This is a genomic window from Christiangramia echinicola DSM 19838 (assembly GCF_000423065.1).
Taxonomy (GTDB): domain Bacteria; phylum Bacteroidota; class Bacteroidia; order Flavobacteriales; family Flavobacteriaceae; genus Christiangramia; species Christiangramia echinicola.
The window spans coordinates 211,682-227,627 of sequence record NZ_KE383973.1 but is presented as its reverse complement, the minus strand read 5'-3'; the positions used below and the strand labels follow the sequence as shown (position 1 = coordinate 227,627).

The following is a 15,946-nucleotide window of genomic DNA, read 5'->3' as shown; positions in this document are numbered from 1 at the left end:
ACCCAAGGATTCGAACCTCTCTACCTCGCCCCGTCCGGCGGTTTTTCTTATCTTCAGTCTGTATTTGTGAACTATTGCTCTGTCTCAAAGCGGGTGCAAATATACAACGCTTTTTTCTAACCAACCAAAACTTTTTTGATAAAAATTTTAGTTTCTTTTAAAAGCCTTAAAGTCAATTTGATAACTCCTCTTCTTTAAATGAACATCGCTTCGTTTCCAAAGCGGGTGCAAATATAAAACGACTTATCCTCTCCAACCAAATAAAAAACAATCTTTTTTTATTTAATTCTCGAAGGATGTTTCTACCTGTATCCCCCATTTCCAGTACTTTCAGTGAACGTATCGCCTTGCTCTCAAAGCGGGTGCAAACATACAACGACTTTTCCTCTCCAACCAAATTAAAATTGAATTATTTTAATTTAATTTTTAACGGCCGTTTTGTACGGTATCCCCCTCTATCAGTAGCCTCAGTGAACATACGCCTCGTTTCCTAAGCGGCTGCAAATATACACCAACTTCTTCCTTCAAACCAAACAAAAATTTAAGTTTTTTTAGAGAAAATTAAGAACCTAAAGCTAACCTGCTGCACATCATATATTTCAGCTTCAAAATAATCCTAAAAATAATTTAAAATGCATTCCGGAACATAAAATTTCAGACCTTATATATACTAAGGTATCCTATATTCCATATTAAAGTTACCTATATACATATATGTATTGTGCAACCAAAACCAACACCTTATCTTTGTGCCTTCGCAAAAAATGAATAAAATGATCAAGATTACTCTGCCAGACGGAAGTATTAAAGAGTTTGAAGACGGCACTACCCCAATGGAGGTGGCCAAAAGTATAAGTGAAGGTTTAGCTAGAAATGTGATTTCTGCTAAATTTAATGAGGAAACGGTGGAAACATCTACCCCTTTAAATACAGATGGTAATCTTATTCTATTCACCTGGACCAATGAAGAAGGAAAGAAAGCTTTCTGGCATTCTACTTCTCATGTAATGGCGCAGGCTATTCAGGATCTATATCCTGGCGCGAAACTTACTATAGGACCAGCAATTGAAAGAGGGTTCTATTATGACGTAGACTTTGGAGATCATAAAATATCTGAAAACGACTTTAAAAAGATCGAAGACAGAATGCTTGAGATCGCCAGAGGCAAACATGATTTTCAAATGAGAGAAGTTTCTAAGCAGGAAGCTCTTGATTTTTATAAAAAAGAGAACAATCAATTCAAAGTTGAATTGATTGAAAATCTTACTGATGGAGATATTACTTTCTGCGATCACGATACTTTTACAGATCTATGTCGTGGAGGCCACATTCCGAATACAGGTATTATCAAAGCTGTAAAATTAATGAGTGTTGCCGGAGCGTACTGGAGAGGAAATGAAAATAACCCGCAGCTCACCAGAGTATACGGTATCTCTTTTCCGAAGCAAAAAGAATTAAAGGAACACCTGGAGCTTTTAGAAGAAGCAAAAAAGAGAGATCACAGAAAATTAGGAAAGGAACTTGAACTATTTACTTTCTCTCAGAAAGTTGGACAGGGTCTTCCTCTTTGGCTACCTAAGGGTGCAGCTTTAAGAGAACGCCTTGAAAACTTTCTAAAGAAAGCTCAGAAGAAAGCCGGTTACGAAATGGTAGTAAGCCCGCATATTGGTAGCAAGGAACTATATGTAACTTCTGGTCACTATGCAAAATATGGCGAAGACAGCTTTCAGCCTATTACTACTCCAAATGAAGGGGAAGAGTTTATGTTGAAACCAATGAACTGCCCGCACCATTGTGAGATGTATAATGCATCTTCATGGAGTTATAGAGATCTTCCAAAAAGGTTTGCAGAATTTGGTACCGTATATAGATATGAACAAAGTGGAGAATTGCATGGACTAACCAGAGTTCGTGGTTTTACTCAAGATGATGCTCACATTTTCTGTATGCCAGAACAACTGGATGAAGAATTCAAAAAAGTAATAGACCTTACATTATATGTATTCTCATCTTTAGGATTTGAAGATTTTACTGCTCAGGTTTCTTTAAGGGATCCTGAGAATAAAGAAAAATATATAGGTTCTGATGATGTTTGGGAAAAAGCTGAAAATGCGATTATAAATGCTGCGAACGAGAAAGGACTTAATTATGTAGTTGAAACTGGTGAAGCTGCTTTCTACGGACCAAAACTTGACTTTATGGTTAAGGATGCCCTTGGAAGAAGCTGGCAGTTGGGAACAATCCAGGTTGATTACAATTTACCCGAGCGTTTTGACCTGACATATAAAGGAAGTGACAATGAGTCACACCGTCCAGTCATGATTCACAGAGCTCCTTTTGGAAGTATGGAACGCTTTATCGCTATCCTGCTGGAACATACAGGCGGAAATTTCCCGCTTTGGCTAATGCCAGAGCAGGCTATTATTCTCTCGCTCAGTGAGAAATATGAAAAATACTCACAAAAAGTTTTAACTTTGCTTGAAAATAACGAAATTCGCGCCCTTGTTGACAACAGAAACGAGACAATAGGTAAGAAGATCAGGGAAGCAGAAGTTAATAAATTCCCTTATATGCTTATTGTTGGGGAGCAGGAAGCCAATGATGGTACGATTTCTGTACGTAAACATAGCGAAGGTGATTTAGGAACAATGAAAATAGAAGATTTCGCAGATTTGATAAATTCAGAAATCAATAGTACCTTAAAGCCTTTTAAAACTGAAGTTTAACTAAAATTACAAGCCATAGCTATACGTAGAAAAAAACCGAACAGATTCGGAAGACAAAAAGAAGAACAACACCGAATCAATGAGAAAATTAAAGCGGACGAAGTACGCCTTGTTGGTGATAACGTAGAAATGGATGTCTACCCAATCAGGAAAGCTCTTGCCATAGCGCAGGAACAGGAACTTGATCTGGTAGAAATTTCTCCAAACGCCAAACCACCGGTAGTTAAGGTCATGGACTACAAGAAGTTTCTTTATGAACAAAAGAAGCGTGAAAAAGCCATGAAAGCTAAAGCCAGTAAAGTGGTTGTAAAGGAAATTCGTTTTGGTCCGAATACAGATGACCATGATTACGAATTCAAAAAACGTAATGCTGAAAAGTTCTTGAAAGACGGTGCAAAGCTTAAGGCTTTTGTATTCTTTAAAGGTCGTTCTATTGTTTTTAAAGATAAAGGAGAGATCCTACTTTTAAGACTTGCACAAGATCTGGAAGAATGCGGTAAAGTAGAACAAATGCCGAAGTTGGAAGGAAAACGTATGACTATGTTTTTATCTCCTACTAAGAAATCGAAATAAAGAGAATAAGAGAGTTAATTATAAAAAAGGACAGCAATGCCTAAGATGAAAACTAAATCCAGTGCCAAGAAGCGTTTTAAGCTAACAGGTACAGGTAAGATTAAAAGAAAGCACGCGTTTAAGAGTCATATCTTAACAAAGAAGTCTAAGAAACGTAAGCTAGCCTTAACTCACAGTACGTTAGTACATGATGCAGATAAGAGTAATGTCAAACTTCAGTTACGTTTAAAGTAAATTGAAGCTCTTGAGGTTTAATTAAATTATTTAACCATGGAGTTGGGCAACACTTTGACTACGCGTAGTGTGACAGTTAAAGTTTAAGTTAAAAGTGTCAGTTTTTGACCGCCTACTACAAAAAAATGTAAAATATGCCAAGATCAGTAAACTCAGTTGCCAAAAGGGCACGTAGAAAAAAAGTTTTAAAGCAAGCAAAAGGATATTTCGGACGTCGTAAAAACGTTTGGACTGTTGCTAAAAATGCGGTTGATAAAGCTATGCTTTATGCATACAGAGACCGTAAAGCTAAGAAACGTACATTCCGTTCTTTATGGATAATGCGTATTAACGCTGCAGCCAGACAGGAAGGATTATCTTATTCTCAATTTATGGGGAAAATCAAAACCAGTGAAATTGGATTGAATCGTAAGGTTCTTGCCGATTTGGCGATGAACAACCCAGAGGCTTTTAAAGCAATTGTAGAAAAAGTAAAATAAACGATTACACTCTCTTATAGAAAAATCCCGCTTTTGGCGGGATTTTTTATTTTTATATTTCTCCGTATGCGGTTAGGACAAGTTTTCTTGATCCTCCTCTATCCCGATGTTCACATAGATAGATACCCTGCCAGGTTCCAAGATTAAGCCTGCCCTTAGTAATTGGAATTTGAAGTGAAGTACCGGTAAGGCTAGCTTTAATATGCGCAGGCATATCGTCTGAACCTTCCATCGTATGCTTATAATATGGCTGATCTTCAGGAACCATTACATTGAAATGGCTCTCAAAATCTTCTCTTACCGTAGGATCTGCATTTTCATTGATCGCCAGTCCTGCTGACGTATGTTTTATGAATATCTGTAGAAATCCAATTTCAATATCTTCAATTTCTGAAAACTGATCCATGATCTCATCAGTGATCAAATGAAAACCGCGACTTCGCGGTCTCAATCTAATTTCGGTCTGATAAATTTCCATTATGTTTTTTGTTCTTTTTTCTTAGCTGCAGGGAAAAGTACATTATTTAAAATCAACCTATAACCAGGTGAATTTGGATGAAGTTCCAATTCAGTTTTTGGATCCCCTACTCTATGTTGATAATCTTCAGGATCATGACCTCCATAAAAAGTAAAAAATCCTTTGCCTTTGATACCATGAATATACCTGGCCTCATTATTTAACTTACTTTCCCCCATGATCAAAACGCCTGGTTTTATATTATCTGGGTCATAACTTGTAGTCTGCCCCATGAATCCTTTTACCAATCTGGTGTGATTTTGAGTAAGCATGGTTGGAACAACATCCCATTTTGCAGAGTAATCCATTAAAGAAAAGTAATCATTCTCCTTTTGAATTTGTCTTTTCGCAGTCATATCTATACTCGAAAACTCATAGACCATAGGACTTCTTTCAAGTTCAAAATCGGTAAAAGCAAAAGTATTATTGAAGTTTATTTTCGCCTGATAGCCGGGCTCACTAGGATCACCATCGAACATAGCTTCAGCAATATCAACTCCTTCAGCCGCCAGGGCAATATCATAGCTATCTGTCGCGCTGCACATGGCAAACATGAATCCGCCTCCAATCACATAATCCCGAATCTTTAAAGCTACAGCCAGTTTCTCTTCAGAAACCTTTGAGTAACCTAATTCCGCAGCTAGTTCTTCAGCTTCTTTCTTTTCCTGAATATACCAGGGTGCAGTTCTAAAAGCTCTATAGAATTTCCCATACTGTCCTGTAAAATCCTCGTGATGCAAATGCAACCAATCATATAATAATAGGGCATCGCTCAAAACCTCTTTATCATAAATGGTTTGATAAGGTATTTCGGCATAGGTCAAGGCCATGGTCACTGCGTCATCCCAGGGTTTATTTCCGGTGGGGCTATAAACTGCAATCTTTGGTGCCTTTTCCAGTGCTACTGACTCCATGTTTCTGGACGGACTACTGATCTCTTCAAGAATTGAATTCGCCATATTATCGCTGATCAACTCGAAATCAACCCCTCTGATCTGGCATTCTTTTCTTAGCTTTTCTGAATCGGCTATTAAAAAAGAACCTCCTCTATAGTTTAAAAGCCAGTTTACACTTAACTGATTTTCCAGGGAATAATATACAATACCATAAGCCTTTAAGTGATTACTCTGTGTATCTGCATCCATTGGAATAAGAATTCTGGAAGCCAACATCTGAAAACTGAACATCATAAAAAGAAAAAGCAGCAACATATTTAAAAATATGTTGCTGCTTTTTCTTTTTTTAGTAATAGATATTCCTTCAGCTGTTTCCAGCTTTTTCTTTTTAGAACGGAACATCATTATCATCATCATCGAAATTGCTGTTCATTGAACTTCCAAAAGCCTCATCGGCACTTGGGTTTGGTAAATTAAAATTCCCGAAATCACTATCGCCGTCACCACTGTTCATGCTGGAAGGAATTTCAGATGGGAAATTAAAGTCTTCTAAATTATCAAATTTACCGAGTTCTCCAATAAATTTAAGCCTAATATTTTCCAATCCACCATTACGGTGTTTAGCCACAATAAATTCACCCTGACCCTGAGTAGGTGTTCTTTCTTCATCATCCCATTCCTCGATCTTATAATATTCTGGTCGGTAAATGAACGATACAATATCGGCATCCTGCTCGATCGCACCAGATTCCCTAAGGTCAGACAGTAGTGGTCTTTTACTACCTCCACGGGTTTCCACCGCACGTGATAACTGTGAAAGGGCGATCACCGGTACGTTCAATTCTTTAGCTAATGCTTTAAGGTTACGTGAAATTGTAGAAATTTCCTGCTCCCTGTTTCCTCCACCTTTCTGGCTACCACCAGCGGTCATTAACTGAAGGTAATCTATCACGATCATTCTAATCCCATGCTGTGACGCCAAACGACGGGCTTTTGCTCGCAAATCGAATATTGAAAGAGATGGTGTGTCATCAATAAATAATGGGGCTTTTTCAAGGTCTTTCACCTTTACGTTTAGCTGCTCCCATTCATGTTGTTCTAATTTTCCTGTTCTAAGTTTTTCCGAAGAGAGTCCTGTTTCAGAAGATATCAAACGAGTGATCAACTGTACTGAAGACATCTCCAGAGAAAAGAATGCCACAGGGATTCCCTGATCTACAGCAATATTTCGAGCCATAGAAAGTGTAAGCGCCGTTTTACCCATACCTGGACGGGCGGCAACGATAATTAAGTCTGATGGCTGCCAGCCCGAAGTAAGTTCATCCAGTTTATCAAAACCTGAAGGCACTCCACTTAAACCTTCTTTATTGGAAATTTCCTGGATCTTCTTCTTTGCCTGGATAACCAAACTCTGAGCAGTTTCAGTCGAACGTTTTATATTCCCCTGAGTTACCTCATAAAGTTTTGCTTCTGCGCTATCCAGTAGATCAAAAACATCGGCTCCTTCATCAAACGCTTCTTCAATGATCTCATTAGAAATTTTAATCAGACTTCGTTGAATATATTTTTGAAGAATGATACGGGCATGAAATTCAATATGCGCTGAACTCGAAACCTTCTGTGTAAGTTGTATTAGATAATAGTCTCCTCCTGCTTTATCAAAAACACCGTCTTTTTTTAATTGGTTAGAAACGGTTAATAAGTCAATTGCCTCTGAACTATCGAATAATTTTTTAACTGCACCATATATTAATTTATGGGAGTTTTTATAGAAAGCTTCCGGGTGTAAAATATCAATTATTTCATCTACCCCTTTCTTATCTATCATCATAGCTCCTAAAACAACTTCTTCTAAATCAACTGCTTGCGGCGGAACTTTTCCTTTTTCTAAACTTACTACATTAGTTTTTTTATACGTAATATTTTGGGGGGAGGTGGTTTTTTCCATAGAACTAAAGTAATTAATTTGTTAAGACAATCTTAAAGAAATTGCCTCTAGTTACTTAACAGGTAATGAACAATTTACCTGTTGATAAGTAAATTTTTCTGTTAATAAGACAAAAAAATCCGGAAGTATTTCCCCGGATTTTATAACGATGTGGTATAAATAAAGAACTTATCCTTTAAACACTCCCATGTCCAAATACTTATCCATTCTCTTTTCTACCAATTCTTCTGGTGATAAGTTTTTGAATTCAGAATAGGCATTGGAAATCGAAGTTTTTACCGTATTAAAAATCTCTTCCCTATTACCATGTGCTCCTCCTAAAGGCTCTTTAACTATCTCATCTATCAGTTTCTGCTTTTTCATATCAATAGCAGTAAGTTTTAATGCTTCGGCAGCAATTTCTTTGTACTCCCAGCTTCTCCAAAGAATAGAAGAACAGGACTCTGGTGAAATCACCGAATACCATGTATTTTCTAACATTAATACTTTATCTCCTACACCAATTCCTAATGCTCCACCGCTGGCTCCTTCACCAATGATCACCACGATAATTGGCACTTTAAGCCTGGTCATTTCAAGAATGTTTCTGGCGATCGCTTCTCCCTGTCCTCTTTCTTCGGCTTCCAGTCCTGGATAAGCTCCCGGAGTATCCACAAAACAAACAACCGGTACACCAAACTTTTCAGCAGATTTCATTAATCTTAGGGCTTTTCTATATCCTTCTGGATTTGCCATCCCGAAGTTTCGATATTGCCTTGTCTTGGTATTATATCCCTTTTGCTGACCCACGAACATAAAGCTTTGGTCATCTATCTTTCCAAGACCACCTATCATAGCTTTATCATCCTTAACATTACGATCTCCATGAAGCTCCAGAAAGGTATCTCCACAAATTGCATTGATATAATCTAAGGTATAAGGTCTGTTTGGATGTCTTGATATCTGAACACGCTGCCATGGCGTTAGATTCTTATAGATCTCTTTCTTCTTCTCTATAAGTTTCTTTTCGATTTGCTTACAGGTAGCGGTAACATCAACCTCACTCTCTGCACCAATATTACATGCTTTCGCATATTGATCTTCAAGTTCTTTTATAGGTTGTTCAAATTCTAAATATTCCATATTGGTTATGGTAATTATTTTTTTATAGCATACAAATATAACAACTTTGAAAGGATAGAAATCCCCGATAAAGCTAAATTTTGAATAGAATTTCTAAGCTAGCGTTTGGCGCGGAATAACAAAATAATTGCCAGTACTCCAAAGACTATATTCGGAAACCAAACAGCGATTAAAGGAGAAAATGTAGACTGCTCTGCCATAGTCCCGAAAACTTTATCGAAAAATATAAAGATGAAGGCCAGGGAAATTCCTACGGCGAGATTTACTCCCATCCCTCCTCTTCTTTTAAAAGACGCTACGGCCACCGCAATTATGGTTAATATGAAGGCGGAAATCGGGATACTCCATCTTTTATATGCCACCACAAGATATCTATTGATATTTCCAGAACCTCTTCGACTCTCTTTTTCAATAAAGTCATTAAGCTCTGTATAGTTCAGTGTTTCAGCGATATACGATTCCGGGGTTAATTCATCGAATTCAAAAGGAAGTATGGTATCAAGAGTTCTCATATACATTATGCTATCCTCTTCTTTACCGATAATTCTTTTATCTACCCTGGTTAAATTATACAGGCTATCTTCTTCATTATATCTTAAATTAGAAGCGCTTATTTTAAACTTCAGTTCATTTCCCTCGAAATGTTCTAAAGTAAAATTCCGGGCCGATTTTGTTTTTGGTTGAAAATGACTGGCATAAATAAACTCATTATCATTTATCTGCCGGTAAACATCACTAGTCTCCTGAACTTTATCCCCTCTTTTTAGATATTGGTATTTAAACTCATTAAATCCCTTACTTGCCTGAGGAGCCAAATACATGGCAAGTACTAAAGCACCCACACAAACAATGGTCGCACCTATTAAATAAGGTCTCAAAAATCTATAAAACGAAACTCCACTACTTAAAATGGCTACTATCTCTGTATTCATGGCCAGCTTAGAAGTGAACCAGATCACCGAAAGGAACAGGAAAATAGGAAATAGCAGATTGGCGAAGTAGATCGTAAAATCCAGATAATAGTTGGCTACTTCTATGAAAGGAACTTCATTATCAAGGATCTTATCAATTTTTTCAGCAAGGTTTACAGTAATACCAATAGGTATGAACAAAACCAACATCATTGTAAATGTTCCTAAATACCTTTTAAGTATGTACCAATCGAGGATTTTCAAATTCCGGAATTAAAGACGTTTATCCATTTGCTTCACCATTTTATCTTTCCATTGTGGGAAATCTCCCGCTAAGATATGTTTTCTTGCTTCTCTTACCAACCAAAGATAAAAGCTCAGGTTATGAATACTAGCAATTTGCCTGCCAAGCATTTCATTAACTGAGAACAAATGGCGAACATAGGCTTTAGAATACATAGAATCTACAAAACTTTCACCTTCAGGATCTATTGGAGAAAAATCTGCTTCCCATTTCTTATTCTTGATATTAATCGTTCCGTGAGCCGTAAAAAGCATTCCATTTCTACCATTTCTAGTAGGCATTACACAATCAAACATATCTATACCTAACGCAATATTTTCCAGAATATTAATAGGTGTTCCTACTCCCATCAAATATCTTGGCTTGTCTTCAGGAAGAATCTCAGTTACAACCTCTGTCATTGCATACATTTCTTCTGCTGGCTCACCAACAGAAAGTCCTCCAATCGCATTACCTTCAGCCCCTGAATTAGCTATATATTCCGCTGATTGTTTTCTCAGATCTTTATAAGTACTACCCTGTACAATCGGGAAAAAGGTCTGTTTATAATCATAGATCTCTGGAGTCTTTTCCAGATGATTAATACACCTGTCCAGCCAGCGATGCGTCATATGCATCGATCTTTTTGCGTAATTATAATCGCAAGGATAAGGTGTACATTCATCAAAAGCCATAATGATATCTGCCCCTATGGCTCTTTGAATTTCCATCACATTTTCTGGAGTGAAAGTATGATAAGAGCCGTCGATATGAGATTTGAACTTAACCCCTTCTTCTTTGATCTTTCTTCTGGCAGAAAGTGAATATACCTGATATCCTCCACTATCGGTTAGAATATTCCGGTCCCAGTTCATGAATTTATGAAGACCTCCGGCTTTTTTCAAAATTTCGGTTTTTGGTCTTAAATAAAGATGATAGGTGTTACCTAATATTATATCTGGATTAATATCTTCTTTAAGTTCTTTTTGATGAACACCTTTTACAGAAGCCACGGTACCAACCGGCATAAAAATAGGCGTTTCTATTACTCCGTGATCTGTAGTTATTTTTCCTGCACGTGCTTTACTACCGGGATCGGTAGTTAAAAGTTCAAATTTCATCTGGTGATATATAATTGTTCAGAAATGGTCAGATGCAATTCGCCAATAATTTGTTGTGTTGGGATATAGTTATTGACTTGGCTCATTTCATAGTTCAGTTTAATGGGTGCAAAGATACTCAACTAAATATCATATGGAAGGCCAAATCCAACACAGCTTGTTAGTATTTTCAATAAAAAGTTAATAACTGGGCTATAGTTGCTTTGTCAAAGCTTTTTAAAAAGTTATTTTTGCCGCATTAAAACAACACAATTTAAAATGCCAGACATCAACGAATTACAAGATTTTGCTACCCAGGTTCGCAGGGATATTTTAAGGCAGGTACATAAGGTTAATTCCGGTCACCCGGGAGGATCCTTGGGCTGTACCGAGTTTTTTACTGCGCTATATCAGGAGGTTATGGATCACAACACCAGCTTTAATATGGACGGTAAAGAAGAAGATCTTTTCTTCCTTTCCAATGGCCATATTTCACCTGTATTTTATAGTGTACTTGCGCGTAGCGGATATTTTCCAGTAGAAGAATTGAATACTTTCAGATTAATTGATTCCCGCCTTCAGGGACATCCAACTACTCATGAAGGTCTGCCGGGAATTAGAATTGCTTCCGGATCTTTGGGTCAGGGAATGAGTGTGGCGCTTGGAGCAGCTCAAACAAAAAAGTTGAATAATGATGACCATATAGTTTATTCTCTACATGGAGATGGTGAATTACAGGAAGGTCAGAACTGGGAAGCGATCATGTATGCTGCAGGGAATAAAATCGATAATATTATTTCTACGGTAGATCTTAACGGTCAGCAGATAGATGGTAGTACCGAAACAGTACTTCCTCTTGGAAATCTTAAAGCTAAATTTGAAGCTTTTGGATGGGATGTTATGGAAATTGAAGATGGTAACGACCTTCAACAGGTTATTGACGGTCTTAAAGAGGCAAAATCAAGAACCGGAAAAGGTAAACCGGTTTGCATATTAATGAATACAGTAATGGGTAACGGAGTAGACTTTATGATGCATACTCATGCTTGGCATGGTAAAGCGCCAAATGATGAGCAGCTGGAGACAGGACTTGCTCAAAACCCTGAAACTCTTGGTGACTATTAAGCCAGAGTAATATTCATTAATATCAAAAATTTAAAGACCATGAAAGAATATAAGAATACAGGAAGTAAAGATACCCGTTCAGGTTTTGGAGCAGGGTTAACCGAATTAGGTAAAACCAATGAAAATGTGGTTGCTCTATGTGCCGATCTTACGGGATCACTTAAAATGGACGATTTTAAAGCAAACCACCCGGAGCGTTTTTTCCAGGTTGGTATTGCTGAAGCAAATATGATAGGAATGGCTGCTGGTATGACCATTGGCGGGAAAATTCCTTTTACAGGTACTTTTGCCAACTTTTCTACCGGAAGAGTTTATGACCAGATTCGCCAGAGTGTAGCCTATTCAGGTAAAAACGTGAAGATCTGTGCTTCTCACGCCGGAGTTACTTTAGGAGAAGATGGTGCAACTCACCAGATTCTGGAAGACCTAGGATTGATGAAGATGCTACCAGGAATGACCGTGATCAACACCTGTGACTACAATCAGACGAAAGCTGCAACTCTTGCCATCGCTGAACATGACGGACCGGTTTACCTTAGATTCGGAAGACCAAAAGTGGCTAATTTCACTCCCGAAGATCAGAAATTTGAGATCGGGAAAGCACTTAAATTATATGAAGGTACAGATGTTACGATCATTGCAACCGGACATTTAGTTTGGGAAGCAATCCAGGCTGCTGTAGAACTGAATGAAAAAGGAATCAGTGCTGAAGTGATAGATATTCACACGATCAAGCCTCTAGACGAAAATGCAATTATAGAATCTGCGAAGAAAACTGGTTGTGTGGTGACAGCAGAAGAACATAACTTCCTTGGTGGATTAGGAGAGAGCGTTGCCAGGACTTTAGCAGAGAATCATCCTACTCCTCAGGAATTTGTCGCTACTAAAGATACTTTTGGAGAAAGTGGGACTCCAGCACAATTAATGGACAAATACGGGTTAAACGCAGCTGCGATCGTAAAGGCTTCTGAAAAAGTTTTAAAGCGTAAATAATACACTAATAGTCAGTATTTTAAAGGCCTTTCAGCTAATAAACTGAAAGGCTTTTTTCATTTAATGGAAATAAACATTCGTTAAAGCGCGTTATATTAGCCAAACGATAAACATGAAGAATATGAAAAAGTTAATGTTAGCAGCTATTCTAATTACCGGTTTTGGAATGAGTGCTCAAAATGCAAGTTTTGGAATCAAGGGTGGACTGAATTATGGCGCAACTGGCGATTATGAAACTTTTAGTGATGTTTCTGGCGATTTCACTTCTTCCTTTGAAAAAGGTGAAGATAAAACTGGCTTCCATGCCGGATTATTTGCTCAATTTGAACTTCTGGGGATCTTCATTCAACCAGAATTAATGTACACTGAATTGAATACAGAATATTCTGCGTTCGATTATAAACTTAGCAAGATCGACGCTCCGGTTTTAGTCGGGATTAATATTTTAGGCCCTTTAAACATAAAGGCTGGCCCGTCTTTTCAATATATTTTAGACAACAAAATAAAAGGTTCAGATCTTAAGATCGAAGATGTGGAAAAAGATATCACTGTAGGTTACCAGCTTGGTGCGGGCCTTGATCTGGGAAGATTAGGTTTTGATGTAAGGCATGAAGGATCATTTCAGGATAATTTTGCAGAAGGTGGAAACATAGCTGAAGATTCAGGTTTCACTATAGACTCTAGACCATCACAATGGATACTCAGTGTTTCTTACGCGCTTTAGAAAATTTATATAAAAAGAAAAACCCGGAAATTCCGGGTTTTTTTATGTTCTAATTTGCGACCTGACTTATAAATTTAATCCGGTATAGCCTGAGTTCTTCATCATCATAATCTCCGTCGAATTCCTCCATTGCTTCATCTATCTTATCAGATTCAGCTTCCAGGAAATATTCATGGATCTCTTCCTGTTGATCTTCATCCAGAATATCGTCAACCCAATAATCTATATTCAGTTTAGTACCGCTATAAACAATAGCCTCCATTTCCTTAATAAATTCTGGCATAGACATTCCTTTCGCAGAAGCTATATCGGTTAAAGGCAGTTTTCTATCTACATTCTGAATTATATATAGCTTTAGAGAACTATTGGCACCGGTAGACTTTACAACAAAATCATCAGGCCTTATTATATCATTATCTTCAACATATCTGGCGATAAGATCTACGAATTCTTTACCATATTTTTTCGCCTTTCCTTCTCCTACTCCGTGAATATTACTTAATTCATCCAGATTTACCGGATACTTTAAAGCCATATCTTCTAACGAAGGATCCTGGAAGATAACAAATGGTGGCAGATCTTTTTTCTTGGAAACTTTCTTCCGAAGGTCTTTCAGCATTTTAACAAGTTGCGCATCTACAGAGGCACCTCCTTTATCGGCTTTTACAACTGCATCTTCAGTAGCGGCATTATAGATATGATCTTCAGTCATCATAAAAGAAACAGGATCTTTTAAATATTCCTTCCCTTTCTCCGTGATCTTTACAACGCCATAGGTTTCTATGTCCTTTTTTAAATATCCTGCAACCAGGGCCTGTCTTATCAAAGCCATCCAGTAACTGGAATCTCGATGCTGGCCTTTTCCAAAGAGTGGGTGTTCATCAGTTTTATGAGAAAGGATAAGCGCATTGGATTTACCGATCATGGTTTTTACAACTTCCTTGGATTTGTATAGCTGATTGGTCTCCTTTACTGTTTTCAAGGCAAGTTCCAGATCATCTTTAGCTTCATGTTGCTTTTTCGGATTCCGGACATTATCATCCATACTCGCTCCTTCACCAGTTTCAGAATCAAATTCTTCCCCGAAATAATGAAGAATGAATTTCCTCCTGGAAACTGAAGTTTCTGCATAAGCGACTACTTCCTGTAAAAGTGCATGACCAATTTCCTGTTCTGCCACAGGCTTTCCGCTCATGAATTTCTCAAGTTTTTCTATATCCTTATAAGAATAGAACGCCAGGCAATGACCTTCTCCCCCGTCTCTACCGGCACGACCAGTTTCCTGGTAATAGCTTTCGATACTTTTAGGAATATCATGATGTATCACAAAACGCACATCGGGTTTATCTATTCCCATTCCAAAGGCAATAGTTGCCACAACCACATCTATGTCTTCCATAAGGAACATATCCTGATGTTTAGACCTGGTTTTTGCATCTAATCCTGCATGATAAGGGACAGCTTTTATACCATTTACCTGAAGTGTCTGAGCCAACTCTTCTACTTTTTTCCTGCTAAGACAATAAATGATACCAGACTTACCGTCATTCTGTTTTACAAAACGGGTAATATCGGCTTCAATATTCTTGGTTTTCGGCCTTACTTCGTAATACAGATTAGGCCTGTTGAAACTAGCCTTAAAAGTTCTGGCATTAGTAATACCTAAGTTCTTCAGAATATCTTCCTGAACTTTAGGGGTTGCCGTTGCGGTTAGACCTATTACCGGTATATTATCGCCTATCCTTTTAAGAATATGACGAAGATTTCGATATTCCGGTCTAAAATCATGTCCCCATTCACTAATACAGTGAGCTTCATCTACGGCAAGAAATGCTATAGTTTGATTCTTTAGAAAGTCAACGTAATCTTCTTTAGTTAAAGATTCGGGAGCTACGTAAAGCAACTTGCAGACACCATTACGAATATCAGCCTTTACCTGTGCTACTTCGGTTTTATTTAAAGAGGAGTTGAGAACATGGGCCACGCCATGCTCAGAGGAGATGCTACGTATAGCATCTACCTGATTTTTCATTAATGCGATAAGGGGCGATACTACAATCGCAGTACCGTCTGATATAAGTGCAGGGAGCTGATAACATAGAGATTTACCTCCGCCAGTTGGCATTACCACAAAAGTGTCATTTCCTTTAACTATGCTGGTAATTACTTCTTCCTGAAGCCCCTTAAACTGACTAAATCCAAAGTACCTCTTCAGTTCTTTGTGTAAATCAATTTCGGTCAAAGCCATTCAATTGTGTTACAATTTTACATACATTTGCATTACTAAATATACATATTTCTTTAGTACCTGCAAT

At 37.7% G+C, this 15,946-nt stretch carries 14 protein-coding genes; 7 read left to right on the top strand and 7 right to left on the bottom strand.

The features are described 5' to 3' along the window. Nucleotides 1-773 precede the first annotated feature (773 nt). The 4 genes from thrS (at nt 774) to rplT (ending at nt 4,012) form a co-directional block, all read left to right on the top strand. Nucleotides 774-2,726, top strand: coding sequence for a threonine--tRNA ligase (gene thrS, locus G530_RS0116320; RefSeq protein ID WP_026935543.1), 1,953 nt, complete (start codon nt 774-776; stop codon nt 2,724-2,726). Between the two features lie 21 nt (nt 2,727-2,747). Then, nucleotides 2,748-3,299: a translation initiation factor IF-3 gene (infC, locus tag G530_RS0116315; protein WP_084519508.1), complete on the top strand. Its 552-nt coding sequence runs from the start codon at nt 2,748-2,750 to the stop codon at nt 3,297-3,299. 36 nt (nt 3,300-3,335) lie between these two features. Then, nucleotides 3,336-3,533 (top strand): 50S ribosomal protein L35, encoded by a 198-nt coding sequence (gene rpmI / locus G530_RS0116310; protein ID WP_026935541.1) that lies wholly within the window; start codon nt 3,336-3,338, stop codon nt 3,531-3,533. 134 nt (nt 3,534-3,667) lie between these two features. Then, nucleotides 3,668-4,012, top strand: coding sequence for a 50S ribosomal protein L20 (rplT, locus tag G530_RS0116305; RefSeq protein WP_026935540.1), 345 nt, complete (start codon nt 3,668-3,670; stop codon nt 4,010-4,012). 52 nt (nt 4,013-4,064) lie between these two features. Here the strand turns inward: rplT and G530_RS0116300 are convergent, their stop codons facing one another. The 6 genes from G530_RS0116300 to tgt form a co-directional block, all read right to left on the bottom strand. After that, nucleotides 4,065-4,490 carry a secondary thiamine-phosphate synthase enzyme YjbQ gene (locus G530_RS0116300; RefSeq protein ID WP_026935539.1) on the bottom strand — a complete coding sequence of 142 codons (426 nt, stop codon included), beginning with the start codon at nt 4,488-4,490 and terminating at the stop codon, nt 4,065-4,067. Further along, complete coding sequence (locus G530_RS0116295; RefSeq protein ID WP_035716672.1) at nt 4,490-5,740, bottom strand: hypothetical protein; 1,251 nt, start codon at nt 5,738-5,740, stop codon at nt 4,490-4,492. The genes G530_RS0116300 and G530_RS0116295 overlap by 1 nt, the downstream gene beginning before the upstream one ends. Before the next feature lie 73 nt (nt 5,741-5,813). Continuing rightward, nucleotides 5,814-7,373 (bottom strand): replicative DNA helicase, encoded by a 1,560-nt coding sequence (dnaB, locus tag G530_RS0116290; RefSeq protein WP_026935537.1) that lies wholly within the window; start codon nt 7,371-7,373, stop codon nt 5,814-5,816. 168 nt (nt 7,374-7,541) lie between these two features. After that, entirely contained in the window at nt 7,542-8,495 is a 954-nt protein-coding gene (locus tag G530_RS0116285) for an acetyl-CoA carboxylase carboxyltransferase subunit alpha (protein WP_026935536.1), read from the bottom strand. A 98-nt stretch (nt 8,496-8,593) separates the two neighbouring features. Then, entirely contained in the window at nt 8,594-9,670 is a 1,077-nt protein-coding gene (locus G530_RS0116280; protein ID WP_026935535.1) for an LptF/LptG family permease, read from the bottom strand. Nucleotides 9,671-9,679: 9 nt separating this feature from the next. Further along, on the bottom strand, nt 9,680-10,810 hold the full coding sequence (gene tgt / locus G530_RS0116275) for a tRNA guanosine(34) transglycosylase Tgt (RefSeq protein ID WP_026935534.1): 1,131 nt from the start codon (nt 10,808-10,810) through the stop codon (nt 9,680-9,682). A 258-nt stretch (nt 10,811-11,068) separates the two neighbouring features. On the opposite strand from tgt, the gene G530_RS0116270 reads away from it, so the two are divergent. The 3 genes from G530_RS0116270 (at nt 11,069) to G530_RS0116260 (ending at nt 13,631) form a co-directional block, all read left to right on the top strand. Then, nucleotides 11,069-11,914 (top strand): transketolase, encoded by an 846-nt coding sequence (locus tag G530_RS0116270; protein WP_026935533.1) that lies wholly within the window; start codon nt 11,069-11,071, stop codon nt 11,912-11,914. 39 nt (nt 11,915-11,953) lie between these two features. Beyond that, nucleotides 11,954-12,907, top strand: coding sequence for a transketolase family protein (locus G530_RS0116265; RefSeq protein ID WP_026935532.1), 954 nt, complete (start codon nt 11,954-11,956; stop codon nt 12,905-12,907). A 121-nt stretch (nt 12,908-13,028) separates the two neighbouring features. Then, nucleotides 13,029-13,631, top strand: a complete 603-nt coding sequence (locus G530_RS0116260; RefSeq protein ID WP_026935531.1) for an outer membrane beta-barrel protein — start codon at nt 13,029-13,031, stop codon at nt 13,629-13,631. A gap of 49 nt (nt 13,632-13,680) precedes the next feature. On the opposite strand, the gene recQ is transcribed toward G530_RS0116260, so the two are convergent. Continuing rightward, a complete protein-coding gene (gene recQ / locus G530_RS0116255; protein WP_026935530.1) occupies nt 13,681-15,879 on the bottom strand; it encodes a DNA helicase RecQ in 2,199 nt (732 codons plus the stop codon). Nucleotides 15,880-15,946: the final 67 nt, after the last annotated feature.

Bases quoted from the DNA above. Each gene is read 5' to 3' on its own strand.
- G530_RS0116300 (WP_026935539.1), bottom strand. From the start codon at position 4,490: ATGGAAATTTATCAGACCGAAATTAGATTGAGACCGCGAAGTCGCGGT.
- recQ (WP_026935530.1), bottom strand. From the start codon at position 15,879: ATGGCTTTGACCGAAATTGATTTACACAAAGAACTGAAGAGGTACTTT.
- thrS (WP_026935543.1), top strand. From the start codon at position 774: ATGATCAAGATTACTCTGCCAGACGGAAGTATTAAAGAGTTTGAAGAC.
- G530_RS0116285 (WP_026935536.1), bottom strand. From the start codon at position 8,495: ATGGAATATTTAGAATTTGAACAACCTATAAAAGAACTTGAAGATCAA.
- G530_RS0116295 (WP_035716672.1), bottom strand. From the start codon at position 5,740: ATGTTGCTGCTTTTTCTTTTTATGATGTTCAGTTTTCAGATGTTGGCT.
- G530_RS0116265 (WP_026935532.1), top strand. From the start codon at position 11,954: ATGAAAGAATATAAGAATACAGGAAGTAAAGATACCCGTTCAGGTTTT.
- tgt (WP_026935534.1), bottom strand. From the start codon at position 10,810: ATGAAATTTGAACTTTTAACTACCGATCCCGGTAGTAAAGCACGTGCA.
- rpmI (WP_026935541.1), top strand. From the start codon at position 3,336: ATGCCTAAGATGAAAACTAAATCCAGTGCCAAGAAGCGTTTTAAGCTA.
- rplT (WP_026935540.1), top strand. From the start codon at position 3,668: ATGCCAAGATCAGTAAACTCAGTTGCCAAAAGGGCACGTAGAAAAAAA.
- G530_RS0116260 (WP_026935531.1), top strand. From the start codon at position 13,029: ATGAAAAAGTTAATGTTAGCAGCTATTCTAATTACCGGTTTTGGAATG.
- G530_RS0116270 (WP_026935533.1), top strand. From the start codon at position 11,069: ATGCCAGACATCAACGAATTACAAGATTTTGCTACCCAGGTTCGCAGG.
- dnaB (WP_026935537.1), bottom strand. From the start codon at position 7,373: ATGGAAAAAACCACCTCCCCCCAAAATATTACGTATAAAAAAACTAAT.